Source organism: Nonomuraea sp. NPDC049750 (genome assembly GCF_040659625.1).
Lineage (GTDB): Bacteria > Actinomycetota > Actinomycetes > Streptosporangiales > Streptosporangiaceae > Nonomuraea.
Genome location: NZ_JBFANB010000014.1, coordinates 130,810 through 154,420 on the forward strand (window position 1 = coordinate 130,810; position 23,611 = coordinate 154,420).

General features: G+C 70.6%; 19 protein-coding genes and 5 tRNA genes. 12 read left to right on the plus strand and 12 right to left on the minus strand.

Annotated features, from left to right (window positions below; translation table 11 throughout):
• Positions 1 to 40 precede the first annotated feature (40 nt).
• Positions 41 to 122, minus strand: a tRNA-Gln gene (locus tag AB0J16_RS31980).
• Between the two features lie 151 nt (positions 123 to 273).
• Entirely contained in the window at positions 274 to 1,680 is a 1,407-nt protein-coding gene (locus tag AB0J16_RS31985) for a hypothetical protein (protein WP_358546038.1), read from the minus strand.
• Positions 1,681 to 1,928: 248 nt separating this feature from the next.
• Between AB0J16_RS31985 and AB0J16_RS31990 the strand changes: the two genes are divergently transcribed.
• Positions 1,929 to 2,153, plus strand: a complete 225-nt coding sequence (locus tag AB0J16_RS31990) for a hypothetical protein (protein ID WP_358546041.1) — start codon at positions 1,929 to 1,931, stop codon at positions 2,151 to 2,153.
• A gap of 248 nt (positions 2,154 to 2,401) precedes the next feature.
• Here AB0J16_RS31990 and AB0J16_RS31995 read toward each other — a convergent pair.
• Positions 2,402 to 2,476: transfer RNA gene (locus AB0J16_RS31995), tRNA-Val, on the minus strand.
• A gap of 427 nt (positions 2,477 to 2,903) precedes the next feature.
• Here AB0J16_RS31995 and AB0J16_RS32000 point away from each other — a divergent pair.
• Positions 2,904 to 3,320, plus strand: a complete 417-nt coding sequence (locus AB0J16_RS32000) for an SsgA family sporulation/cell division regulator (RefSeq protein WP_020547189.1) — start codon at positions 2,904 to 2,906, stop codon at positions 3,318 to 3,320.
• Positions 3,321 to 3,598: 278 nt separating this feature from the next.
• Here the strand turns inward: AB0J16_RS32000 and AB0J16_RS32005 are convergent, their stop codons facing one another.
• Positions 3,599 to 4,216, minus strand: a complete 618-nt coding sequence (locus AB0J16_RS32005) for a DUF305 domain-containing protein (protein WP_358546043.1) — start codon at positions 4,214 to 4,216, stop codon at positions 3,599 to 3,601.
• A gap of 78 nt (positions 4,217 to 4,294) precedes the next feature.
• Here AB0J16_RS32005 and AB0J16_RS32010 point away from each other — a divergent pair, with 78 nt between their 5' ends.
• The gene (locus AB0J16_RS32010; protein WP_358546045.1) at positions 4,295 to 5,647 is read left to right on the plus strand and encodes a hypothetical protein; all 1,353 of its coding nucleotides are present in this window, start codon (positions 4,295 to 4,297) and stop codon (positions 5,645 to 5,647) included.
• Here the strand turns inward: AB0J16_RS32010 and AB0J16_RS32015 are convergent.
• From AB0J16_RS32015 to AB0J16_RS32030, 4 genes are read right to left on the minus strand one after another with little or no spacing between them, the layout of a single operon-like run.
• The gene (locus AB0J16_RS32015) at positions 5,641 to 7,323 is read right to left on the minus strand and encodes a serine/threonine-protein kinase (protein WP_358546048.1); all 1,683 of its coding nucleotides are present in this window, start codon (positions 7,321 to 7,323) and stop codon (positions 5,641 to 5,643) included. The two genes, AB0J16_RS32010 and AB0J16_RS32015, sit on opposite strands and share 7 nt — an antisense overlap.
• A 4-nt stretch (positions 7,324 to 7,327) precedes the next feature.
• A complete protein-coding gene (locus AB0J16_RS32020) occupies positions 7,328 to 8,158 on the minus strand; it encodes an aminotransferase class IV (protein WP_358546049.1) in 831 nt (276 codons plus the stop codon).
• Positions 8,155 to 9,168: a chorismate-binding protein gene (locus tag AB0J16_RS32025; RefSeq protein ID WP_358546051.1), complete on the minus strand. Its 1,014-nt coding sequence runs from the start codon at positions 9,166 to 9,168 to the stop codon at positions 8,155 to 8,157. Before AB0J16_RS32025 ends, AB0J16_RS32020 begins: the two co-directional genes overlap by 4 nt.
• Positions 9,135 to 10,052 (minus strand): LysR family transcriptional regulator, encoded by a 918-nt coding sequence (locus AB0J16_RS32030; protein WP_358546054.1) that lies wholly within the window; start codon positions 10,050 to 10,052, stop codon positions 9,135 to 9,137. The genes AB0J16_RS32025 and AB0J16_RS32030 overlap by 34 nt, the downstream gene beginning before the upstream one ends.
• A gap of 58 nt (positions 10,053 to 10,110) precedes the next feature.
• On the opposite strand from AB0J16_RS32030, the gene AB0J16_RS32035 reads away from it, so the two are divergent.
• A complete protein-coding gene (locus AB0J16_RS32035) occupies positions 10,111 to 11,265 on the plus strand; it encodes a Rid family hydrolase (protein ID WP_358546056.1) in 1,155 nt (384 codons plus the stop codon).
• A gap of 29 nt (positions 11,266 to 11,294) precedes the next feature.
• On the opposite strand, the gene hutH is transcribed toward AB0J16_RS32035, so the two are convergent.
• Together hutH and AB0J16_RS32045 are read right to left on the minus strand one after the other, a co-directional pair.
• Positions 11,295 to 12,845 (minus strand): histidine ammonia-lyase, encoded by a 1,551-nt coding sequence (hutH, locus tag AB0J16_RS32040; RefSeq protein ID WP_358546058.1) that lies wholly within the window; start codon positions 12,843 to 12,845, stop codon positions 11,295 to 11,297.
• A 14-nt stretch (positions 12,846 to 12,859) separates the two neighbouring features.
• The gene (locus AB0J16_RS32045) at positions 12,860 to 13,690 is read right to left on the minus strand and encodes a helix-turn-helix transcriptional regulator (RefSeq protein WP_358546060.1); all 831 of its coding nucleotides are present in this window, start codon (positions 13,688 to 13,690) and stop codon (positions 12,860 to 12,862) included.
• A gap of 106 nt (positions 13,691 to 13,796) precedes the next feature.
• Between AB0J16_RS32045 and AB0J16_RS32050 the strand changes: the two genes are divergently transcribed.
• The 7 genes from AB0J16_RS32050 to AB0J16_RS32080 all read left to right on the plus strand — a co-directional run bounded on the left by AB0J16_RS32050 (position 13,797) and on the right by AB0J16_RS32080 (position 20,207).
• Positions 13,797 to 14,600 carry an SDR family oxidoreductase gene (locus AB0J16_RS32050; RefSeq protein WP_358546062.1) on the plus strand — a complete coding sequence of 268 codons (804 nt, stop codon included), beginning with the start codon at positions 13,797 to 13,799 and terminating at the stop codon, positions 14,598 to 14,600.
• 125 nt (positions 14,601 to 14,725) lie between these two features.
• Positions 14,726 to 15,205, plus strand: a complete 480-nt coding sequence (locus AB0J16_RS32055) for a hypothetical protein (protein WP_358546065.1) — start codon at positions 14,726 to 14,728, stop codon at positions 15,203 to 15,205.
• Between the two features lie 34 nt (positions 15,206 to 15,239).
• Positions 15,240 to 15,311: transfer RNA gene (locus AB0J16_RS32060), tRNA-Gly, on the plus strand.
• 15 nt (positions 15,312 to 15,326) lie between these two features.
• Positions 15,327 to 15,397: transfer RNA gene (locus tag AB0J16_RS32065), tRNA-Cys, on the plus strand.
• Positions 15,398 to 15,401: 4 nt separating this feature from the next.
• Positions 15,402 to 15,476 (plus strand) — tRNA-Val (locus AB0J16_RS32070).
• A 379-nt stretch (positions 15,477 to 15,855) separates the two neighbouring features.
• Complete coding sequence (locus tag AB0J16_RS32075) at positions 15,856 to 17,730, plus strand: glycoside hydrolase family 97 catalytic domain-containing protein (protein ID WP_358546068.1); 1,875 nt, start codon at positions 15,856 to 15,858, stop codon at positions 17,728 to 17,730.
• A 50-nt stretch (positions 17,731 to 17,780) separates the two neighbouring features.
• Positions 17,781 to 20,207 (plus strand): glycoside hydrolase family 95 protein, encoded by a 2,427-nt coding sequence (locus AB0J16_RS32080; protein WP_358546071.1) that lies wholly within the window; start codon positions 17,781 to 17,783, stop codon positions 20,205 to 20,207.
• A gap of 39 nt (positions 20,208 to 20,246) precedes the next feature.
• Here the strand turns inward: AB0J16_RS32080 and AB0J16_RS32085 are convergent, their stop codons facing one another.
• A complete protein-coding gene (locus tag AB0J16_RS32085) occupies positions 20,247 to 21,083 on the minus strand; it encodes an SAM-dependent methyltransferase (RefSeq protein WP_358546074.1) in 837 nt (278 codons plus the stop codon).
• 190 nt (positions 21,084 to 21,273) lie between these two features.
• Between AB0J16_RS32085 and AB0J16_RS32090 the strand changes: the two genes are divergently transcribed.
• Complete coding sequence (locus AB0J16_RS32090; protein ID WP_358546076.1) at positions 21,274 to 22,911, plus strand: Coagulation factor 5/8 type domain-containing protein; 1,638 nt, start codon at positions 21,274 to 21,276, stop codon at positions 22,909 to 22,911.
• Between the two features lie 5 nt (positions 22,912 to 22,916).
• On the opposite strand, the gene AB0J16_RS32095 is transcribed toward AB0J16_RS32090, so the two are convergent.
• Entirely contained in the window at positions 22,917 to 23,480 is a 564-nt protein-coding gene (locus AB0J16_RS32095; RefSeq protein WP_358546078.1) for a dihydrofolate reductase family protein, read from the minus strand.
• Positions 23,481 to 23,611: the final 131 nt, after the last annotated feature.

The window sequence follows — 23,611 nt, forward strand, 5'->3', positions numbered from 1 at the left end:
TCGACGCGGGCTCTGCCCGATTCCTCACGGGCCAGGTCGATGGAGGCCTCGCCGACCGGGCTCGAACCGGCGTCCACCCGGTCTCAGAGCCGGGCGCTCTACCACTGAGCTACAGCAAGGCCATGCCATCGTGCGAGGCACCGCCGACCAGGCTCGAACCGGCGGCCGCCCGTACGAAGAGTCAGGCGTTCCACCGCTGAACCAAGCGGGCCGCCTCTCAACCTAATCGATCATCTCCACCGGCACCACGGATTAATGGCGACCGGGTTCGATTCATGGGGCGTCCTTGATCGGCAGGTCGCTGACCACCACCCCGGAGGCCAGCCCGCGCGTGGCGTCGTCGGCCAGTTCCGGCTTGACGTGCTTGCCGCTGAACACCCCGGCACGGCGCAGCAGCCCCGCCCAGACCGGGTCGGCGATGCTCACCCCGTGCACCAGCTCGGGCGTCGGCCGGAAGACGGCCACGCCGCGCCTGGGCGCGGGCGCCGTCCAGCCGGATCTTTCCGGATCCAGCCTCGCCGTACGGCACGCCGCCTCGACCTGGGTCCGCGTGCAGTCCGCGCTTCCGTCCAGCACCTCCCACGGCAGCGGCAACGCCGCCCACACCGCGGTATTGGGGTCGACGTCACCGCTGTGCCAGGCGACCAGGTCGCCGGCCATCAGTCGCATCGCCTTTCCCGGGCAGGCCACCTCCAGCAGGTCGAGCGCGCCGAGCGAGGCCAGAGACGCCAGCCAGCCGGAACGGGCCGCGTTGTAGGCGGTGGCGAGGTTGTTCCACGTGCTGGAGTCGTCGCCCCGCCGTACGATCATCGTTGTCCGGTCCGTGCGCGGGTTCCACCGCTCGCGCAGCAGGTCGGCGCTGTGGCGCATGACCGCCGACCACTGGCCCAGCAGCCTGCCCCGCTCCTGCTCGCTCAGGCGTTCCAGCACGTCCGGGGAGGTACGGACCTGAGCGATCAGCCACCAGTCGCTGTCGGCCGTACACCGCTCCAGCAGCATCGCGGCGATCTCGTCGAACGGATTCTCCCGCCCCGACAGGCTGAACTCCCGGCGCAGCTTACGCCGGGCTGTGAAGTAGGCCACGAAGCACGCCGCGTCGGCGTCGGCCAGGAAGCGCTCCAGCGGGATATCGGTGCCGAACCCGGTGACGCCCACCATGAGCAGGCGACGCTTGTCCTGCTCGATGCCGAGCGTGGCGGTCTTGGCGGCGATCCGGCGCAGCATCCGGAAACGACGGTTGTACTGCCGTTTGGACAGCTCCATGCCCGCCGTCTCGCGCGCGTCGCGGTTGAGCCGGTCGGCCAGGAAGTCGGTGCGCTGGGGCGTCCAGCGGATGTCGCGTCCCATGGCCGCGGCGAACTCGAGCAACGACTCCGGATCGTCCGGGTCGACCTCCACGGTCCGGTCGAACAGCCGGGTGGCGGCGGCGACCTGCCGGGCACCGCCGACCGGCCGGGCGTAGTCGGCGGACATCGAGGAGAACCAGCCCTGTCGACGGGCCGAGTGCTTGGCCGCCCGCTCCAGCAGCACCCGCTCACGGCGCGACACGCTCCCGTCCAGGGCCCGCAGCACCAGGTCGGCCACGTCCTCGGGCCGGTATCGACGATCCAGCGAGCCGTGCAGCTCCACCAGGACTTCCCGGCGGGCTGGAACGCGGCCGTCGGCCTCGCGATACTCCATGATCCCATCATCCACGTCCGCGCCATCCCGCCTCAAACGATTTGCCGGCGCGCGGGCCGGACCCGATGTCCGCCAAGCCCTGACCGTGTGACCGGAGGTCGTCCGGCACCGGTTCCAGAGATTCGGCAAGCCACTCTCATGACCAGGAAAGGTGGCCGGGTCGTTCCAGGGCGGATCACGACAAGGCTGAAAACCTCCCCGTGGGAGATGCAGTGACCCGCTGTCCGATCACCGCACGGAGGTGCGCCATGACGATCAACGCCAATCTCGACAAGCTGCTCGACAAGGCATTCGAGAAGTACGACCTGGAGAAGCTGCCCACCGCCCCCGTGAGCGCGCTCGCCGGGGTGAGCGACGCCGACGCCGAGTCGCTGGCCAAGGCGTTCAACATCAAGACCATCGGCGATCTCGGCCGCAACAAGCACTTCCGCGCCGCGGTGGCCATCGTCAACCTCGTCGACGCCGCCAAGTAGCGGTGCGCCGTGAAGACGCCCTGTCCATCTTGGGCGTGGGCGGGGCGTCTCAGCTCACAGGGCGCCTCGACATCCCAGGGGGACTCTGCTCACAGCGGGTGTCTCGGGCTGACCGGGTCGGTGTCCACATCCGGCCACCCGTGATCGCCGACCGCCATCTGGCGCCCGTGTGGCCGCACCAGCGACGCACACATGAGAAGAGGCCCGCTCCTCATGACGAGTAACGAGCCTCTGGCCTGCGGCAAGCGTGGTGGGCGATACTGGGATCGAACCAGTGACCTCTTCGGTGTGAACGAAGCGCTCTCCCGCTGAGCTAATCGCCCGCCCTGCGGCCCCTTGCGGCGCCGACGGGAAAACCATACCGCACTCCGGGACCAGGTGGCGAAGCGGCGGGAGGCGCGGAGGGCGATTCGGGGAAAGGGTGCGGTTGCCCATCGGCGTGACGGCTCGTTGGCATACCATCGTCGTGTTCCGGTAGGTGCCGATCGTGATCTTTTCTCAAGGAACGTTCTTGGTGGGCCCCCCGGAACAGGCTCCACGAACACGCAAAACCCTTGTAAATACGACCCGATTGATGCCGTTTAGCCAGGTAGATGCCTAAATGTCCAGCTGTGATGTGCGTTACAGAAGGGCCTAGGAGCGGAATCTTTCCTACAGGTTTCTTCGTTCCGCGTGATAGCTCAGGACGAAGTCCGTCAGAGCAGTGATAGCCCCGAAGAGGGGACCTTCGACGAAAAGGTTTGGCTGACGATGAACAGCACCACCGTCTCCGCCGAGCTTGGCCTTCGGCTTGTGGTCCCCGACCGTACTACCGTCCCCCTGCTCGCCGGACTGAGTTACACGGCCGACGACCCGTACGCCATCCGCATGGCCTTCCACGTAGGGAACGACGAACCGGTCGAGTGGATCTTTGCCCGTGAGTTGCTGACAGTTGGCATCGTGAGACGCGTCGGCGACGGCGACGTGCAGGTATGGCCCGCACGCGCCGACGGCGAACGCACCCTGCACATCAGTTTGACCTCGCCGTTCGGCCAGGCACTGTTCGAGGTGCCGCTGGCGCCGCTGACCGAGTTCCTCCACCGCACCTACGAGAAGGTGCCCGCCGGCCGCGAGACCGACTTCATGGACCTCGACGCCGAACTCACCAATATGCTCTGGCCGAGCTGACTTCTTTTCGATCTTTTACGGCAGAGCACGGTGGGCCCCACCCTCCACACAGGGCTGGGGCCTGTCCAGGGGCACGCTCCTCCGGTGGAGGTGGCCGGGCGCCGTTACGTGCGCATTCTTGACCCCGGTCCGGGGATTGGGCCGGGGTCTCATGATTTGTGCGGGGCCGCCCGGGGTCTGATCATTAGGTCGGGGTCCCGGTGAACGCGTGCCCGAGGTCCGCGCCAGAGACGACATGACCATAGACGGTATGTCGGGTTCCTGATGGTTTGCTGGGATTATTGGGTGATCTCGGTCAGAGCCGCCTTCATTCTCGTAATCTCGATGCTCTGACCCGAGTAGACGTCTCTCGCCATGCGCCTCATCGGCTGGTCCGTGCCGGCGGCGAGCTCTTCGCCGGCCATCTTCAGGGCGCCCCCGTGGTGTCTGACCATGAGTTGCAGGAACAGGCGGTCGAAGGCGGCCGCGCGGGCCGCCCGCAGGGCGTTCATCTCCTCCAGGGTGGCCATGCCGTAGCCCTCGGGGCCGTGAGAGTGCTCGGCGGGGACCGGGCGGCCGAGGGAGGCGAGCCAGGAGGACATGACGGTGATCTCGGGACGCTGCGCACTGGCGATCTGCTCGGCGAAGCGGCGTACGGCCGGTGTCGTCGTACGGTCCTTGACCAGGCCGGTCATCTCCAGCGCCTGCCGGTGGTGCGGGATCATGCCTTCGGCGAAACGCACGTCGGCGGCGGCCGGGGCGGGCGGCGGCTGGCCGAGGCGTTCGCCGGGCGTGGCCGTGCGGGCGGGGCTGCCCGGGCCCTGTGGGACGATCACCGGAGCGTCGGTGCCGATCGCGGACGGCTGCTCCGCCTCCTGGGCGCACGCCGACAGCACGGGCAGCACGAGTGCCGCCAAGACTGCGGGAATGAGCGCACGCGATCGGGACCTTTCTGACATAGCTTCCATAGTGACCCAGGAACGAGAGGGAAGTGCGTGATCTTCGGAAAGGTACGGGTGGCGGCAGCGTGCGCGGCACTCCTGCTGATGGCCGCGTGCAGCGCCGGTCCGCGAGGGGAGGATCCCTCCGGAGACGGGGGTGAGCCCCTCACCACCGCCCAGCCGACCGGTGACGCGAAGACGAGCCCGAACGTCGAACGGGTCGCCCACGTGCCCCGCACGGCTCCGCTCAACGGCGCCATGGACTGGAACACCGACCTGGCCTTCCAGGGCGACTACGCGTACGTGGGCAACTTCGGCGGGTTCTCGATCTACGACATCAGCGACCCGACCAAGCCCAAGACCGTCAGCCAGGTCGCCTGCCCGGCGCAGCAGAACGACGTCTCGATCTACGGCGACCTGCTGATCCTGTCGATCGACGAGCCGCGCAGCGACGAGAGCTGCGCCTCCACGACGAAGAGTCAGGCCTGGGAAGGGCTGCGGATCTTCGACGTCAGTGACAAGAAGAACCCGAAGTACGTCTCGGCCGTCGCGACCGACTGCGGCTCGCACACGCACACGATGATCCCCGACGGGGAGACGCTGTACGTGTACGTGTCGTCGCCCGGCCCCGAGCCGGAGTCGGACACGTGCCCGCCGCCGCACGAGCTCCTCCAGGTCGTGGAGATCCCCACCAAGGACCCCAAGGCCGCCAAGGTCGTGGCAAGGCCGAACTTCTTCCCCGACCGCGAGGAGACGGGCGCCGGGTGCCACGACATCACGGCGTTCCCGGAGAAGAAGCTGGCCGCGGCCGCCTGCTTCGGTGACGGCGTGCTGCTCGACATCTCCGACCCGGTCAACCCGAAGCTGCTCCAGCGGATACGCGACGAGGAGAACTTCCAGCTCTGGCATTCGGCGACGTTCAACAACGACGCGACCAAGGTGGTGTTCAGCGACGAGCTGGGCGGCGGCTCCGCGCCGACCTGCGACCGGGACACGCCGCGGACCAAGGGCGCGGACGCGATCTACGACCTCACCAATGGGCAGCTGGAGCGGCGCGGCTACTTCAAGATCCCGCGCGAGCAGGAGCAGGACGAGAACTGCGTCGCCCACAACGGCTCGCTCCTCCCGGTGCCGGGCAAGGACATCATGGTCCAGTCCTGGTATCAGGGCGGCGTGTCGATCTGGGACTTCACCGACTCCGCCAACGCCAAGGAGATCGGCTACTTCGATCCGCCCCCGTTCGACGGCGTCGCGGGGTCCTGGTCGGCCTACTACTACAACGGCTACATCTACTCCAGTGACATCCGGGGCGGCCTGGACGTCATCGAGATCAAGGATCCGCTGACCGACCCGGCCAAGCGGGTCAAGATGGACGACTTCAACGTCCAGACCCAGAAGTCCTACTGAGGCGCCGTGATGGTCCCCGCCCGCCAGTTGCTGTAGGTGGTGGCGAAGGAGGAGGCCAGCCGGATGTTCTCGTTGAGCGCGCGCCAGGACAGGTCGAAGAAGACCGGCCTGTCGCGCGGGTCCAGTGTGAGCTTCCAGGTGAGCTGGGTGTCGGCGAGGTCATCGACGGTCCACCCGCCGGTGATCTCCGAGATCTTGTCCTGCAGGGCCCGCGGGCCCTTGCTGGTCACCAGGGAGCCGGAGTAGGACCGCCCCTCCGCGCTGATCCGCGGCGTCAGGCTGATCACGTCGAGCAGGGCGCCGATGCCCGCGGTCACGGGGAGCATCTCGGCGAAGTAGAGCGCCGCCGACGCCTCCTTGCCCTTCACCGGCTTGCCGTCCAGGTAGACGGTCGGCGTGTCGGAGCTCTCTATGACGACCACCTTCCGGCTGTCGCCGACCGACTCGACCCGCATGTCGAAGTCCGTGGTGGTGTCATCGCTCGCGCCGAACACGAGCCGGCCCTGGGCCTGGCCGGCGTACGCGCTCTCGCTCAGGCCGCCCGAGTAGGTGAAGTCGGCCAGCGGCGTCACGATGGTCGCCGCCTCCACGGCCGCGACCAGCTCCGCGCGCCTGGCCGGCGGCGGGGGGACCATGGACTCGGCCATGCCGGTGGAAGGCGACGGTGTACCGGTGGCGGCGGCCGGTGTGATGGGTGCCCGGCCGGCCGCCCGCTCCCAGAGCAGCACCCCGCTGACCAGCAGCGCCGTCGCCGCCAGGCCCGCCCCGGCCAGCATCTTCCTGCGCGCCAGCAGCGCCCGCACGGGATGGATGGGCGGCGGCGGCCCGGCCACCAAGGTGTCGGCCGCCGCCAGCGCGCCCTGTTCGAGCACGTCGGCCTCTTCCGAGCGCCGGTCCTCGCCCAGCAGCTCCAGCAGGACGCCGCGCGCCGTGGGACGGGCCGCGGGGTCCTTGGCCAGGCAGCGGGCCACGATCCCGCGCAGCGGCTCGGCCAGATCGCCCAGGTCGGGCTCGCCCTGCAGGATCCGGTAGGCGACCGCGGCGATCGTGTCCCCGCCGAACGGCGCCTGCCCGGTGGCCGCGTACGCCATCGTGGAGCCCCAGGCGAACACGTCGGCCGCCGCCCCGACGGGCCCGTCGCCGAACTGCTCGGGCGCCATGTAGCGCGGTGTCCCGGCCAGCCCGGTCTTGGTCGCGGTGAGCCCGGCGAGCCGGGCGATGCCGAAGTCGATGACCCGCGGCCCGTCCTGGGCCATCAGCACGTTGCCCGGCTTGAAGTCGCGGTGCACCACGCCCGCCCGGTGGATGGCCGTCAGCGCGGTGACCGTGCCGATGGCCAGGCGGGTGAGGGGCGTGCCGCGCAGGGGCGCGACCTCCTCCAGGGAGGGGCCGTCGATGTACTCGCTCACGACGTAGGGCGGGTCGTGGTCGAGGTCGGCGGTGATCACCCGGGCCGTGCAGAACTCGGCGACCTGCCTGGCGGCGGCGAGCTCCCGCTGCGCCGTGCGATCGACGCCGCCCGCCACGCCGCCCGCCATCACCTTGATCGCCACTCGCTCGCCACCCGGCTTCTCGGCCAGGTAGACCACGCCCTGCCCGCCCTGCCCGAGCCGGCCCACGATCAGATAGCCGCCGAGCCGCAGCGGGTCGCCCGGCCGGGGTGTATCGACGGCCATCCGCTCAGGGGTTGAGGTCGGCGGCGGCGTGCTCGGCGAAGATCCGCATCGCCTTCGCGGTGATCGGCCCCGGGGCCACCGGCAGCTCGGTCTCGTCGACGAGCCTGATCGGCTGGATGTCGCGGGTGGTGGAGGTCAGAAACGCCTCCTCGGCGGTGTAGAGGGCGGACAGCGGTACGTCGGCCTCCTCGCCGCCGCACCATTGGAGCACCAGCGCCCTGGTGACGCCGGCCAGGCAGCCGGACTCGAGGGTCGGGGTGAGCAGCCGTCCGTCGCGGACGATGAAGATGTTGGAGCCGGTGCCCTCGCACAGGTTGCCGGCGAGGTTGCCGAAGATGGCCTCACCGCCGCCGCGCGCCTTGGCGTGGGCCAGGGCCTTGGCGTTGTCGCCGTAGGAGGTGCTCTTGACGCCGGCCAGGGCGCCGTTCTCGTTGCGCGGCCAGGGGACGACGGTGACGTTGGCGGTGCCGGGGAACGGCTTCTGCTCGTCGACGATCACGATCGAGGTGGTGCCCTGGTCGCCGCGGTCGGAGCCGAGGGGGCCCGGGCCGCTGGTGTAGGTGACGCGGATGCGGCCGAGCGGCCAGTCGGGGGCGGCGGCCAGGCACTTGCCGACGCCGTCCTCGATGGCCCCGAGGTCGGGCTCGGGCAGGTCCATGCGCTGAGCCGACAGCGCGAGCCGGTCGAGGTGCCTGGTGAGCGCGAACGCCTCGCCGTGCACGATCTTGATGGTCTCGAAGACTCCGTCGCCGACCATCAGCCCATGGTCGAACACCGAGACGGTCGCCTGCGCGGGGTCGATCAGTTCCCCGTTGACCCAGACAGGGATGGTCATCTATTTCCTCCTGAGGATGCCAGTGCGATGAGCCTGGACGCCTTCAGCTCGGTCTCGAGCCATTCACGCCGGGGATCGCTGCCCCAGGTTATGCCCGCGCCCGTGCCGAAGCGGATCTCGCCTGCTTCGATCCAGAACGTACGGATGCCCACAGCCAGCGCCGCCCGTCGACGGTCGGCGTCGACCCAGCCCACGGCCCCACAGTACGGCCCGCGCGGCTCCGGTTCGAGCTCATTGATGATGCGCAACGCGGACGACTTGGGCGCGCCGGTGACCGAGCCGGGCGGGAAGGTCGCCGCGAACAGCTCCGGCCAGCCCGCCTCCGGCGCCAGCCTGGCCCGTACGGTCGACACAAGGTGGACCAGCCCGGGATGCTCCTCGACGGCGCAGAGCGACGGCACCTCGACGGAGCCGACGGCGGCGATCCGGCCGAGGTCGTTGCGGACCAGGTCGACGATCATGACATTCTCAGCGTAGTCCTTCTCCAGCAGGTCGTCCGCCGTGGCGCCGGTGCCCTTGATCGGTCTTGACTCGATCAGGTCCCCCTCGCGCGACAAATACAACTCGGGCGAGGCCGACACCACGCTCAGTCCGGGCACCTGGACGACGGCCGCGTAGGGGGCCGGATTGCCGGTGGCCAGGCGGGCGGCCAGGGCCAGCGGGTCGGCGTCGTGGGGCAGCGGCGCGGTCAGGACGCGGCAGAGGTTGGCCTGGTAGACCTCGCCCCGCTCGATGTAGTCGCGGATGGCCTGGACCCCGCGCTCGTAGGCGGCCTGATCGAGGGAGCTGTGCCACCGGTCGGGGGCGGGGCCGTGCCACGGGGTCCTGGGGGTGGGCAGGGGCCCCTGGCGTACGTGGTCGAAGCGGGCGCACGTCACCTTGCCCTCATAGTCGACCACCACCGCCCACCAGCCGTCGCCGTCGAGCGCGGCCAGGTCGGTCGTCAGGTCGCGCAGGCCGGTGGCCAGGAGGTTGCCTACGGAGGCGAAGCCGTCGTACACACCTGCCATTCTCCCAGCAATCGGACGAACTCCCGCGCGGACGGCAGCGGCACTTCGGGCAGGGCCGCGTACACCTTGCGCGCCGGGACCAACCCCCTCAGGGGCCGCAACACCAGATCGGCGGGTACGGCCCGCGCCGCGAGCTCCGGCACCAGCGTCACCCCGAGCCCGGCGGCGACGCAGCCGAACTTGCCGGTCCATTCGGCCACCCGCAGCCCGCTGCGCGGCGTGAACCCGGCCGCGGCGCAGGCGGTGACGAGCAGCGTCGGCTGTCCGCGCGGCGCCGCCTCGATCCACGTCTCCTCGGCCAGGTCGCGCAGGTCCACGTCGGGCTCGGCGGCCAGCCGGTGCGCCCGCGGCAGCGCCACCAGCAGCCGGTCCTCGCGCAGCGGCACGATCCGGCCGCCGTCGGCGGGCAGGCCGGCGGGATAGTCGCTGATCACCGCGACGTCCAGCGCGCCCGCCTGCAGCCGCTCCATCAGCCTCGTCGTCAGCCCCTCGACCAGCCGCAGCCCGACCTCCGGCCGGCGCTCGGCGAACCGCTTGAGCGTCACGGGCACGAGATCGACGTTGGCCGTGGCGAACGCGCCCACCCGCAGCGTGCCGCCGCTGCCGCCGTGGATCGCGGTCAGCTCCTCGCACGCGCGGTCGAGCCGGTCGAGCACGGCGACGGCGTGCCGGTGCAGCGCCACTCCCGCCGGCGTCAGGCGTACGCCCCTGGCCAGCCGCTCGAACAGCGGCCCGCCGGTGGCCCGCTCAAGGGCGGCGATCCGCCGCGAGACGGCCGACTGGGTGTATCCGAGCAGCTCGGCGGCGGCGGTGAACGAGCCGCTCTTGGCCACCTCGTCGAAGAGGCGGAGCGCGACGGTGTCGAAGGCATTCGTGTCTGTCATGGCTGACATGCAATCTAGTCGGTGGTGGAATGCCTCGCATGTCAGTTAACTAGGGAACGTGATTGCATTTCTCGGACAGGGACGCATGGGCGTCCCCATGGCCCGGCGGCTCAGCGAGGCCGGGCATCAGGTGACGACATGGCGGCGCGGGACCGGTGTCCCGGTCGCCGAGGCGGTCGACGGGGCGGAGCTGGTCATCACGATGCTGCGTGACCCGGCCGCCGTGCGCGAGGTGCTGACGGCCGCGCTGCCGGGGCTGCGGCCCGGCGCGACGGTGGTGGAGATGTCCACGATCGGCCCGGAGGCGGTGCGGGAGCTGCGCGCGCTGCTGCCCGCCTCCGTGAAGCTGGTGGACGCGCCCGTCCTGGGCAGCGTCGCTCCCGCGGCCGACGGCACGCTGACCGTGCTGGCGGGCGGTGATCTGGCGGGCGTGCGCGACGTGCTGGCGGTGTTCGGCACGGTGCGCGAGTGCGGGCCGCCGGGGGCGGGCGCGGCGATGAAGCTCGCCGTCATGAGCGCCCTCGTGCCGGCCCAGGTGCTGCTGGCGGAGACCTACGCGTACGGGGAGGCGCACGGGGTGGACCGCGACGCCCTGGCCGAGGTGCTGTCGGCCACCCCGCTGGGCGTCCTGGCCGAACGCCTGCGCACGCCCGCCCCCGAGACCCGCTACGCGCTCGGCCTGGCGGCCAAGGACCTGACGCTGGCCGCCTGGCCGGGCGCCACCCTGGCCAGCGCGGCCCGCGCACGCCTGCAGGAGGCCGAGGCGGCCGGGCTCGGCGACCACGACGTGACGGCCATCGCCGCCCACGTAGGCGGGCGGCCCGCGCACCGGGCCGTGCCGATCAACCCCTCGACCGTGCCGGCCACGAACGGCTTCTACTCCCATGCCGTACGGGTGGGCGACATGCTGTACGTCTCGGGGCAGGCGGCCTTCGACTCGAACGGGCGGCTCGTCGGGGAGGGGGACATGGCGGCTCAGGCGGAGCACGTGTTCCAGTGTCTGGGACGGATTCTCGCCGATCAGGGGGCGGGGTTCGAGGACGTGGCGTTCCTCCGGACGTACCTGACGAACATGGACGATCGGGTGGCGTACGGGCAGGTGCGGCGCAAGTACTTCCCGGGGACGCCGCCCGCGAGCACGACGGTGGAGGTGTCGAAGCTGTTCATGCCGGGGCTGCTGCTGGAGATGGACGCGATCGTCGCGCTGCCGTAGCAGCGCGAGACCCGAAATACGGCGATAAATTACGCCAGGCGGCCCGTGACGGACTCGGCGGCGGCGACCACGCCGCCGTCGGCGACCAGGCGGACGGCGTACTCGATCTCCGGCGCCAGGAAGCGGTCGGGGCCTGGCCCCGGGACGGTCTCGCGCAGCGCCTTGACCACCGCGCCGGTGGCGGGCGCCGGCTCCAGCGGGGCGCGCAGGTCGAGGGCGCGGGCGGCGGTGAGCACCTCGACGGCCAGCACCCGGGTGAGGCCGTCGACCGACTTGCGCAGCTTGCGGGCCGCCGACCAGCCCATCGAGACGTGGTCCTCCTGCATGGCGGAGCTGGGGATGGAGTCCACGCTGGCGGGCGCGGCGAGCCGCTTGAGCTCGGAGACGATGGCCGCCTGGGTGTACTGGGCGATCATGTGGCCGGAGTCCACGCCGGGGTCGTCGGCCAGGAACGCCGGCAGGCCATGGTTGCGCGCCACGTCCAGGAAGCGGTCGGTGCGGCGTTCGGACATCGAGGCCAGGTCGGCGGCGACGATGGCCAGGAAGTCCAGTACGTAGGCGACGGGGGCGCCGTGGAAGTTGCCGTTGGACTCGACGCGGCCGTCGGAGAGCACGGCGGGGTTGTCCACGGCGCTGGCCAGTTCCCAGGTGGCGACGTTCGCGGCGTGGGCGATCGTGTCGCGGGCGGCTCCGGCCACCTGGGGGGCGCAGCGCAGGGAGTAGGCGTCCTGGACGCGGGTGCAGGCGGTCGGGTCGCGGTGGCTCGCCATGATGCCCGATTGATCCAGAATTTTCGTCATATTGGCGGCGGAGAGGGCCTGGCCGGGCTGCGGCCGGAGCGCCTGCAGTTCGGGGGCGAAGACGCGGTCGGTGCCCAGCAACCCCTCGACACTCATCGCGGCGCTCACGTCGGCGGTCCTGACGAGCATGGTCAGGTCGTCGATGGCCAGGATGAGCATGCCGAGCATGCCGTCCGTGCCATTGATGAGCGCGAGGCCCTCCTTGGCGGCCAGCTCGACGGGCTCGATGCCCGCCTGCTTGAGCGCCTCTTCCGCTGCGGTGATATTTCCGGACCCATCCCGTACGACGCCCTCGCCCATCAGCGTGAGCGCCACGTGCGCCAGCGGCGCCAGATCGCCCGAGCAGCCGAGGCTGCCGTATTCGTGCACGACCGGCGTGATGCCCGCGCTGATGAGCGCGGCCAGCGTCTTCGCGGTGGTCGGCCGGATGCCGGTGTGACCGGTGGCCAGGGTGTGCAGGCGCAGCAGCATGAGCGCGCGCACCACCTCGGTCTCGACCTCGGGACCGTTGCCCGCGGCGTGGCTGCGGACCAGCGAGCGCTGGAGCTGGGCGCGCAGAGCCGGGTCGATGTGCCGCGTGGCCAGGGCCCCGAACCCGGTCGAGATCCCATAGGCGGGCACCGGGCTCTCGGCCAGCTCGTCGACCAGCTGCCGGGCCGCGGAGATCGCGGCGATGGCGTCGTCGGTGAGCTGTACGGGGGCGCCGTGACGGGCCACCCGGATGACGTCGTCGAAGGTGAGGGGCTCTGGACCGACGTTCACGACTCCGTTGTCGCGCATGATGACTCTCCCGCTTAGGTAACCGGCGTATGTGATGTTAGCTCCTTACCGGCGAACGCAGCGGCCTGCCCCTCCCCGCCCTCGCCACTGGAGAACCGGGCGGCCCGCCCGTCCCTGGCCTCATCACCGGAGAACCGGTTGGCCAGCCCTTCCCTGACCTCGCCACCGGAGAACAGGGCGACCAGCCCTTCTCTCCCCTCATCGGTCAGCACCACGGCCCGTGGAACGGTGCCGTGCCGGTACCAGCCGCGCTCGAGCAGCGCCCCGGTCACCGCCGCGCCGAGAGCCCCGCCGAGGTGGGCCCGGCGCTCGGTCCAGTCCAGGCATTCCGGGGCGAACCGCCGCCTGGTCTTCCGTACCCCCGCCATGTCCACCCCGAGCCCCGCCAGCAGCCGCTCCCCCTTGTCCGTGACCTCCTGGTTCACCAGGAAACCGCCCTGGACCAGCTGGTCGAACAGCGCCACACCGGCCCGCCCGGCCAGGTGGTCGTAGCACGTACGCGCCTCCTCCAGCTGCCTGGCCTGACGCGACTGGCGCAGAGACCGGATGGGCGGCCGGGTGCTCACCCTGGCGAGCACCTCCAGCACCTCGGCGACCTCGTGGCCGGCCAGGCGGTAGTAGCGGTGGCGGCCTTGCCGTACGACGTCGACGAGCCGCCCGTCGAGCAGGCGGGACAGGTGCGCGCTCGCGGTGGCGGCGCTCACGCCGGAGAGCCTGGCGAGCTCCCCGGCGGCCAGCGCGCGACCGCCCAGCAGCGCGGTGAGAATGGCCGCCCTGGTGGGATCGGCTATGAGCGCCGCGACGGGCGCGATGTCGGAGTCTTGGGCGATGTATTCGGCGGCCATACTTGACGTTAACCCACGGACATTTCGCCGGCCGTCGAAGCATCGTCCCCTTCGGCCGCACCGGGCGCCCGGTTAGGCTGCGGGTGAGCCTAACCAGGGGGTCCCGTTGGCAGTCCCGTCGACAGCAGATACCGGCGTCTCGGCAGGAGTAGCCGACGCCTCGGCAGTGGGAGCCGGCATCGCGCTCGTCACTGGAGCGTCCCGCGGTCTGGGCGCCGTGATCGCCCGCAGGTTAGGCGCCGACGGCCACACCGTGGCCGTCAACTACTACTCCGAACACGAGAACGCCCGCCGGGTGGCCGCCGACATCCGCGCCGCCGGTGGATCGGCCGAGGCGTTCGCGGGGGACGTCACCGACGAGGCCGCGACGGCCGAACTGGTCGCCCAGGTCACCGACCGGCTGGGCCCCGTGGAGGTGCTGGTCCTGAACGCGACCGGCCCCCAGCCGAAGGTCGCGTTCGAGGATCTCACCTGGCAGACGCACCTGGACCAGCTCCACTTCTTCGTGAAGAGCCCCACGCTCCTCATCCAGGCGGCCCTGCCGGGCATGAAGGCACGGGGCCGGGGCCGCGTGATCCAGATCGGCTCGGACATCGTGGACCGCGCCCTGCCCGGCATGTCCGCGTACATCGCCGCAAAGGCCGCCCAGCACGAGCTCACCCGGGCATGGGCACGCGAGCTGGGACCGTACGGCGTCACGGTGAACCTCGTCGCGCCCGGCTTCATCCCCGTCGAACGGCACGCCGAGATCGGCGCTGAGGAGCTGGCGACGTACCGGGCGCATATCCCACTCGGCCGGATGGGCACGCCTGACGACGTGGCGGGCGCGGTGTCCTTCCTGGCTTCGGAGGCGGCGGCGTTCGTTACGGGAGAACGCATCACCGTCAACGGCGGCCACACCATCGGCTGACCCGGCCCTCGAGACGCTCGGCACGACGGCGAGCCCCACGGCCCGGCCCCTGTGCCGCCGCAGCGCGCTCCAGTCGCCACCACGCTTAGACGCTGCCCCAACCATTCCACGACCACGATCGACCCATGACAGACAACGCCACCAATCCCGCGCTCCTTGTCGCCGAAGCCGTCGACCGGTGCCTCACCATCGCCGAGACCTGGCTCGCCTGGGACGGCACCCCCATCGTGACCGACGGGGCCAACCTGTGGACCCCGGCGAAAGCCGTACGCCGCATCCAGGACCACCTCATCGACCACCTCGCCGAAGTCGAGGCGCTCCTGGCCGGCGCCACCCCGCAGGACGACCACTGGCACGGCCGGATGGTGACGCTGGAGGCCGACTGGGCCCGCTTCACGGAGCTGGACCTGGCGGAGGCCCGCTCCCGCTGGACCCGCCTGAGCCAGTCCTACGTGAACCGCTACACCACCGCCCCGGACGCCTGGGATCTACCGCGCTCCCCCAACTGGACCCTGCGCGAGATCGCCGAGCACGTGTCCGGGATCACCTGGTACGCCGAACAGGTGGGAACCCTCCGGTTTGGGGACTCGGCCAGGATTCGCTAGAGTTCTCTCGTCGCCGCACACCAGCGGAGACAACGCGGAAGTGGCTCAGTGGTAGAGCATCACCTTGCCAAGGTGAGGGTCGCGGGTTCGAATCCCGTCTTCCGCTCGGAGCTTCCGGCTCGGTGGAGTGGCCGAGAGGCGAGGCAACGGCCTGCAAAGCCGTCTACACGGGTTCAAATCCCGTCTCCACCTCCCAGGACGATTAGCTCAGCGGGAGAGCACTTCCCTGACACGGAAGGGGTCACTGGTTCAATCCCAGTATCGTCCACCATGCTCCATGGCAGACCTGCTCACGCAGGAGCCATAGCCCCAGCTCACGGCAACCGCCGAGAGTCTGGGGCTTCTTGTTGTTCCCGGTTGATCATGGTTGTTGTCCGTGCCTGCGCCGACGTTGTGCCGCACCGGGCCCGCCGGTTCGTAGCGGCGAGGGGAGCAGGACATTGACGCCGGCGGCCACCGCCAGGTCGCTCCGGCCCGCGCGCCCGCGCGGCTGCCGCGCAGCGACCTGGGCCAGATAAGAGATTGACTTTCCGACTGGATCCCGGGATCTGACACGCTGGAGACAGGTCCGATCTTGGCTCTGGTCAAACAAACCCGCACGGGTTACCATCCGGGAACACATCCGATGTATGCGGCCCTCAGGAGCTGTCATGCCGACCGCCACACCGATACGTCTGTGCGCCGCCCTCCTCCTGTGCCTTTTCCTCCTGCCCGCCCTGCCTGCCTCTGCCGCCCCAGCCACGAGCTGGACGATCTCCGCCTTACCCGGCGGTCCGGCGGCGGAGCTCTCGCTCGACCCCCAGGCGGGCAGCCTCACCTTCGCCGCGACCCGCCGCGGCGTCCGGGTCCTGGAGCCGAGCCCGGTCGGCATCGTCACCGAACGGGCCGACCTGTCCCAGGGATTGAGCTTCCTGCGTCGCCGCGACCGTCTGGTGACCGAGCACTACACCACCACGGTGGGCAAGCGGCTCAAGCGGTCGGCGCTCATGCGCGAGGCGACGTTCGCCTTCGCCAACGCCGCCGGCGCCCGGCTCGACCTGGTCGTCAGGGTCGCGCGGGACGGTGTCGCCTACAGGTACCGGCTGCCGGCCGACTACGGTCCCGTTCTGCGCGAGACGTCCGCGTACGCGCTGCCCCAGAACGCCACCGCCTGGCTGGCCCAGCACCGGCGCGACTACGAGAACCCGTTCGTCCAGTACACGGCCCTGACCGCGCCCGCGGCCGACTACATGGTGCCCGCGCTGTTCGAGACCGGCGGCGACTACCTCCTGATCACCGAGTCCGGCCTCGACGGCGGCTACTCCGGGCCGCGACTGGCGCACGAGGAGGGCACCGGCACCTACGCTCTGCGGCTCTGGGATGAGAAAGTGCAGGCCGGCCAGACCCCATGGCGGGTGCTGATCGCCGGGGACCTGGCCACGGTCACCGAGTCCACGCTGGTGGACGACCTCGCGCCCGATTCCCGGGTCCGCGACACCTCCTGGATAGCGCCGGGTCAGGTGCTGTGGACGTGGCTGGCGGGCGGCAGGGAGGCGGGGCAGAGCCTGGAGAAGCAGCAGGCGTTCGTCGACTACGCCTCGGCGCGCGGCTGGCCGTACGTGGCGGTGGACGCCGGGTGGTACTTCCTGAAGGACCAATGGGACGTCACCGATCCGAACTGGCCGACCACCAGCTGGATGCCGCGACTCGTGGAGTACGGGCGGGCCAAGGGCGTGGGGATCGTGGTCTGGATCCACTTCCGCGACCTGGACACACCGGAGGAACGCGGCCTGTGGCTGCCCACCCTGAGCCGCTGGGGCGTGCGCGGCGTCAAGATCGACTTCATGGACTCCGAGTCGCAGGAGCGGCTGCGCTGGTACGACGAGATCCTCCCGGCGACCGCGGCGAACCGGCTCCTGGTCAATTTCCACGGCTCGACCATCCCCAAGGGCATCCACCGCACCTGGCCGCACGTGATGACCATGGAGGGCGTGCACGGCGGCGAGAAGCGCACGCTCACCACCGCCCACCTCACCACCCTGCCCTTCACCAGGAACGTCGTGGGCTCGATGGACTACACGCCGATGGCCTTCCACCGCGCGGGGCGGCCCACCTCCGACGCGCACGAGCTGGGCCTTGCGGTGACGTACGAGTCCGGCCTGCAGGATCTGGCGGGCACCGTCGAGTCCTACCAGGCCAGGCCGGAGGCCGAACGCTTCCTCGAGCAGGTCCCCACCGCCTGGGACGAGACGCGTTTGCTGTCTGGCCGCCCGGCCGACCACGTGGTGCTGGCCCGCCGCAGCGGCGACCGCTGGTTCGTGGGGGCCGGGATCTCGGGCGCGGCGCGCACGCTCGACGTGCCGCTGAGCATGCTGCGCGGCCGATGGCTGGTCGAGGTCGTCCGTGACGGCCCGACCGGCCTGGTACGCGAGAGCCACGTGGTCAACGGGCCCCGCGGCCGGCTGTCGGTGCCCGTACCCGACGAGGGCGGATACGCCGCCGTCGCCTGCCGCTGGCATCCCCGGATCACGACCTGCGACCGCTAGACCTCCGATCAGCGCTCCACCCACACCTCCGATGTATAGGTTGCATTTTGATGAGAAAACGGTTTCTGGCAGGGCCGATCGTCCTGGTTCTCGGCGCGGCGCTGACCGTGGCCCCGGCCGTACCGGCGCAGGCTCGTGAGCCCGCCGCGGAGCCGTACACGCTCTGGTACGACGAGCCCGCCCCCGACACGAACGAGGGCTGGGAGACGCGGTCGCTGCCGATCGGCAACGGGGCCATGGGCGCGACCGTGTTCGGCGGGGTGGGAGCGGAGCGGCTGCAGTTCAACGACAAGACTCTGTGGACCGGCGGCCCCGGCGTGGCCGACTACAACTTCGGCAATTGGGACGCCCCGCGGCCCGGCGCGCTGGAGGCCATCAGGGAGCGGATCTGGAAGGAGGGCGGTATCCCGCCCGAGGACGTCCTGGCCGCGCTCGGGCTGAGGTCGGACACGCCGCGCCAGCGCCGGTTCGGCGCGTACCAGAGCTTCGGCGACCTGCGCCTGGCCTTCCCCGGCCTGCCCGAGCAGACCGGCGACTACCGCAGACGGCTCGACCTCGCGCGCGGGGTGGCGGGCGTGTCGTTCACGGCCGGCGACGTCCGCCACAGCCGCGAGTACTTCGCGTCCGCGCCCGCGGGCGTGATCGTGGCCCGGCTCGCCACCGACCGGCCGAGCGGCGTGACCTTCACCGCCGGCATCGCCGTGCCGGCCAACCGCTCGGTGAGCGCCACGGCCGAGCGCGGCCGGCTCACCGTGAAGGGGGCGCTGACGAGCAACGGGATGGCGTACGAGGCCCAGCTGCGGGTGCTCAACCAGGGCGGGAGCCGGACCGACAACCCCGACGGCACCGTCACCGTGACCGGCGCGGACTCGGTGGTCCTCATCCTCGGCACCGGCACCGACTACGCGGCCGACTACCCCACCTACAAGGGCGAGGATCCGCACGCCAAGCTCACGGCGCGGGTCGACGCCGCCGCGCGCCAGGGTTACGCCAGGCTGCTGGCCGCGCACCGGGCCGACCACGCCGCGCTGTTCGACCGGGTACGGCTGGATCTGGGGGGAAGCCTGCCCGCCATCCCCACCGACGAGCTGCTCGCCCAGTACGGCAACGGCGCGTCCCCGGCCGCCGACCGGGCGCTGGAGCAGCTCTTCTACCAGTACGGGCGCTACCTGCTCATCGCCTCCTCCCGCCCCGGTTCGCTGCCCGCCAACCTCCAGGGTGTGTGGAACCTCCAGGAGGCCCCGCCATGGCAGTCGGACTACCACCTCAACATCAACCTGCAGATGGACTACTGGCCCGCCGAGATGACCAACCTGGCCGAGCTCGCCCGGCCGCTGCACGACTACGTGAACGAGCTGCGCGAACCCGGCCGGGTCACCGCCAAGCAGATGTACGGGGCGCGCGGCTGGGTCGCCCACCACGCCTCGAACATCTTCGGCCAGACCGGCGCCTGGGACCACCCCGCCTACTTCTTCCCCGAATCGGGGGCCTGGCTGTCCGAGCAGCTCTACGACCACTACCGCTTCACGCTGGACGAGCGCTTCCTGAAGCGGACCGCGTACCCGATCATGAAGGAGACCGCCCAGTTCTGGCTCGACTTCCTGCGGACCGACCCCAAGGACGGCAGGCTCGTCGCCATCCCCAGCCGCTCCCCCGAGCTCGGCCCGGCCACCGCGGGGGCGTCGATGTCTCAGCAGATCCTCTTCCAGCTGTTCACCGACCTGCGTGAAGCCGCGGGCCTGGTGGGCGACCGGCAGCAGGCGGCCGCGGCCGCCGACTTGCTGGGCAAGCTGGATCCCGGCCTGCGGGTCGGCCGGTGGGGGCAGCTCCAGGAGTGGAAGGAGGACATCGACGATCCGGCTGAGACTCACCGGCACGTCTCCCACCTGTTCGCGGTGCATCCGGGGCGGCAGATCTCCCCGCGTACGACGCCGGAGCTCGCGGCGGCGGCCAAGGTCTCGCTCAACGCCCGTACCGACGTGGGCACCGGGTGGAGCAAGGCGTGGAAGATCAACTTCTGGGCGCGGCTGCTCGACGGCGACCGCGCGCACAAGCTGCTGCGCGACCAGCTCCAGACCAGCACACTGGCCAACCTGTGGGACACCCACCCGCCGTTCCAGATCGACGGGAACTTCGGCGCGACCTCCGGCATGACGGAGATGCTGCTGCAGAGCCACCTGGGAGCGATCGACCTGCTCCCGGCGCTGCCCGCCGCGTGGGCGGACGGCCGGGTGACGGGCCTGCGTGCCCGTGGCGCGCACACGGTGGGGGTGAGCTGGGCGTCCGGGCGGCTGTCGGAGGCCCGTCTGACCTCCGACCAGGGCGGCGAGGTCAAGCTCCGTAACGACGCGTTCCGGGGCGGGGTGCGGGTCACGGCGGGGCACGGTCGTCCGGTCGCGTACAAGGTGGACGGAGATACCGTGACGTTCCGGGCGCGGGGCGGTGATGACTACCGAATCGACGTCATCGACCGGTAGTGCGCCGGACGTCGGCACGGCATACGGCCGGGGCCGTCGCTAGGGGTGGGCGTCCTCTGGCGGGGGCCCGGCCTTGCGGCCGACGCCGACCATCACCCACGCCTTCTCCGGTCTCTCGGACTGGAAAGGGCTGTCGGGCCGCCACTCCCGGACGTACACCAGCCCGGGTTCGACCAGTTCGAGCCCGTCGAAGAAGGGCAGCACCGTCTCGCGCGTACGGGCGCCGCCCTCGGCGTGGCCCAGCATCCTCCGGTAGAGGGCGACGATCGGCTCCGCCACCTCAGGGCGGGAGTCGAAGACGACGTGCGTGATGACGATGTGGCTGCCGGCCGGCAACGCGTCACGCAGCTCGGCCACGTGCCGGAAGGGCTCATGGCTGTCCGGGATGTACTGCAGGACGCCGAACAACAGCACCGCCACCGGCTGGTCGAGGTCGATGACCGCCCGCAGGTCGGGGTCGGCCAGCAGTTCGGCGGGATGCAGGATGTCGCCCTTGACGACGCCGGTCCCGGCGCCTCGGGCCAGGATCGCGCGGGCGTGCGCGAGCACCACCGGGTCGTTGTCCACGTAGGCCACGCGGGCGCCGGGGGCCAGGGATCGGGCCAGTTCGTGGGTGTTGGGTTCGCTGGGGAGCCCCGAGCCCAGGTTGATGAACTGGGTGATGCCCTGCTCCACCAGAAACGGGATCACTCGTCCCTGGAACGCCTGGTGCTCCTGCGCCATGACCCGGACCTCCGGCGCGGTGGCCAGCACGGCCTCGGCCGCCTCCCGGTCAACGGCGAAGTTGTCCTTGCCTCCGATGAAGTAATCGTGCATCCGGGCGAGGTTCGGTGTGCTGGAGTCGATTCCTGCGATCCACCGGGCCTCGTCACTCATGCGGCGTCTCCTCCACGTGTCGAATAGCTCCTTGATTATGCCCAACAACAGCAAGCTACGCCCAACCCGTAAAGACCGGACATAGCGCATCTAACAGCGGTGATGAGATGGGCTCACGTTTGGGCCTTGTTGGAGTGGCGCGGGCGGCGGATGCTGGCGGCAGGCCCCCCAGCCGTGTGAGGTGTCCGTGATGCGTCGCCGATCCATCGCCGTCGTCCTCCTCCTTCTGACCGCCTTACTGGCGCCGCCGGGGGGAAGATCGTCGGCGGCGTCCTCACCGGCCACTCCGGGAGACAGGTCGGCGGCGGTCGCGGCGGAAGGCAGGTCGGCGGCGGCGGCGTCTGATGTGCGTGGGTTCGTCGACGCGCACAGCCACCTGTTCTCCTACGAGGCGTTCGGCGGCATGCTGCTGTGCGGGAAGCCCTTCGACCCAGGTGGCATCTCCCGCGCCCTGGCGGACTGCCCCGATCACTATCCCCATGGCGAGCTGGCCTGGTTCGAGAACTTCACCCGGACCGGCTCAGCGACCGGCACCCACGACCCGGTGGGCTGGCCCACGTTCCGCGACTGGCCGGCGCACGACTCGCTGACCCACCAGCAGGCGTACTACACGTGGGTGGAGCGGGCCTGGCGCGGCGGGCTCCGGATCATGGTCAACGACCTGGTGGCCAACCGCCAGCTGTGCGCGATCTACCCGCTGAGGAAGAACTCCTGCGACGAGATGACCACGATCAGGCTGGAGGCGCAGCGGGCCCGCGAGCTGCAGGACTACATCGACGCCCAGTACGGCGGGCCCGGACGGGGCTGGTTCAGGATCGTGCTCGACCCGGCCGAGGCCAGGCGGACGGTCGAGGCGGGCAAGCTCGCCGTCGTTCTGGGGATCGAGACCTCCGAGCCGTTCGGCTGCCGCCAGATCCTCGGCATCCCGCAGTGCACCCAGGGGCAGATCGACCGCGGGCTGGATGAGATGTACGCGCTCGGCGTACGGAGCATGTTCGTCTGCCACAAGTACGACAACGCCCTGTGCGGCGTGCGCTTCGACTCCGGCACCCAGGGCGCCATCGTCAACCTGGGCAACCTGCTCAGCACCGGCTCCTTCTGGCAGGCGCGCACCTGCACCGGGCCCGAGCACGACAATCCGATCGATCCCGGCGGAGTCCTGCCCGACCAGCTGGCCGGGCTGCTGCCACCGGGCGTCTCGCTGCCGATCTATCCCCCGGCGCCGCACTGCAACACCAGAGGGCTGACCGCCCTGGGCGAGTACATGGTCAAGGGGATGATCCGCCGGGGCATGCTGGTGGAGCTCGACCACATGAGCGCGAAGGCCGCCGGCAGTACGCTCGCCATCCTCGAGGCGGCCGGCTACCCGGGCGTGATCTCCTCCCACAGCTGGGCCGACCCGAGCTACTTCGACCGGATCTACGCCCTTGGCGGGATGATCACGCAGTACGGGCACGACGCGCGGGACTTCGTCGCCGAGTGGCGCCGTACCCAGCCGCTCAGGCAGGCGCACCAGATCCCCGGCTACGGCTACGGCCTGGACGCCAACGGCCTGGGCCGGCTGCCCGCGCCTCGTACCGGCAACGCCGCGAACCCGGTGACGTACCCCTTCACGTCCTTCGACGGAAGCGTTTCCCTGGACCGGCTGCGTACCGGCGATCGGGTCTGGGACGTCAACACGGACGGCGTCGCCAACTACGGCCTGGTGCCCGACTGGATCGAGGACATGCGGATCATCGCCGGCCCGGACATCGTGCGGGACATGGCCGCGGGCGCCGAGTCCTACCTGCGCACCTGGACGGCCTCCGCGGCCCACCGCATCCCCTAGCCCCATTACTGGGTACGGTCGTAGCGCATCACCACCACGCGGGAGTCGCAGGTGCGCGAGTCGGCGAGCCGCAGGTTGATCCGGTCCTCGCGGGGCACGAACAGCGGCTTGCCGCCGCCCAGCACGACGGGATGCACCGCGACGTGGTACTCGTCGATCAGGCCGTGGTCGGTCAGGGCGGCGGCCAGGCGGGAGCCGCCGGTCAGCAGCAGGTCCTTGCCGGGCTGCCGCTTGAGCTCGGCGACCTCCGCGGCGAGGTTGTCGCCGATGACCCTGGTGGCCCAGTCGGTCTCCTTCAGCGTGGTCGAGAAGACGATCTTCGGGGTGTCCCGCCAGATGGGCGCGAACCTGAGGACGTGCGGGTGGTTCGACATCGACTCGGCGTTCGGCCAGAAGTTCGCCATCCCCTCCCACACGCCGCGCCCGTACAGGAAGGTGTCGGATCTGTCGGTCAGCGCGTCGGAGTAGTCCGACAGCTCCTCGCCCATCTCGGGCCAGTCGAACTCGCCCTTCGGCCCGTCGATGTGGCCGTCGATCGACGTGTGCACCCAGTAGATGATCTTGCGCATGTCCCGCTCCTTCGCTCGGTGTTCTTCGCTTTCGTGGTGGAGTCGGAGTCGCGCGGCCGTTCTCTACATCCGGCCGGAAGTTTTTTCCTGGCTTCCGCGAGCCAGGGGCTTCAGGCCAGGAGTTGGCGGGC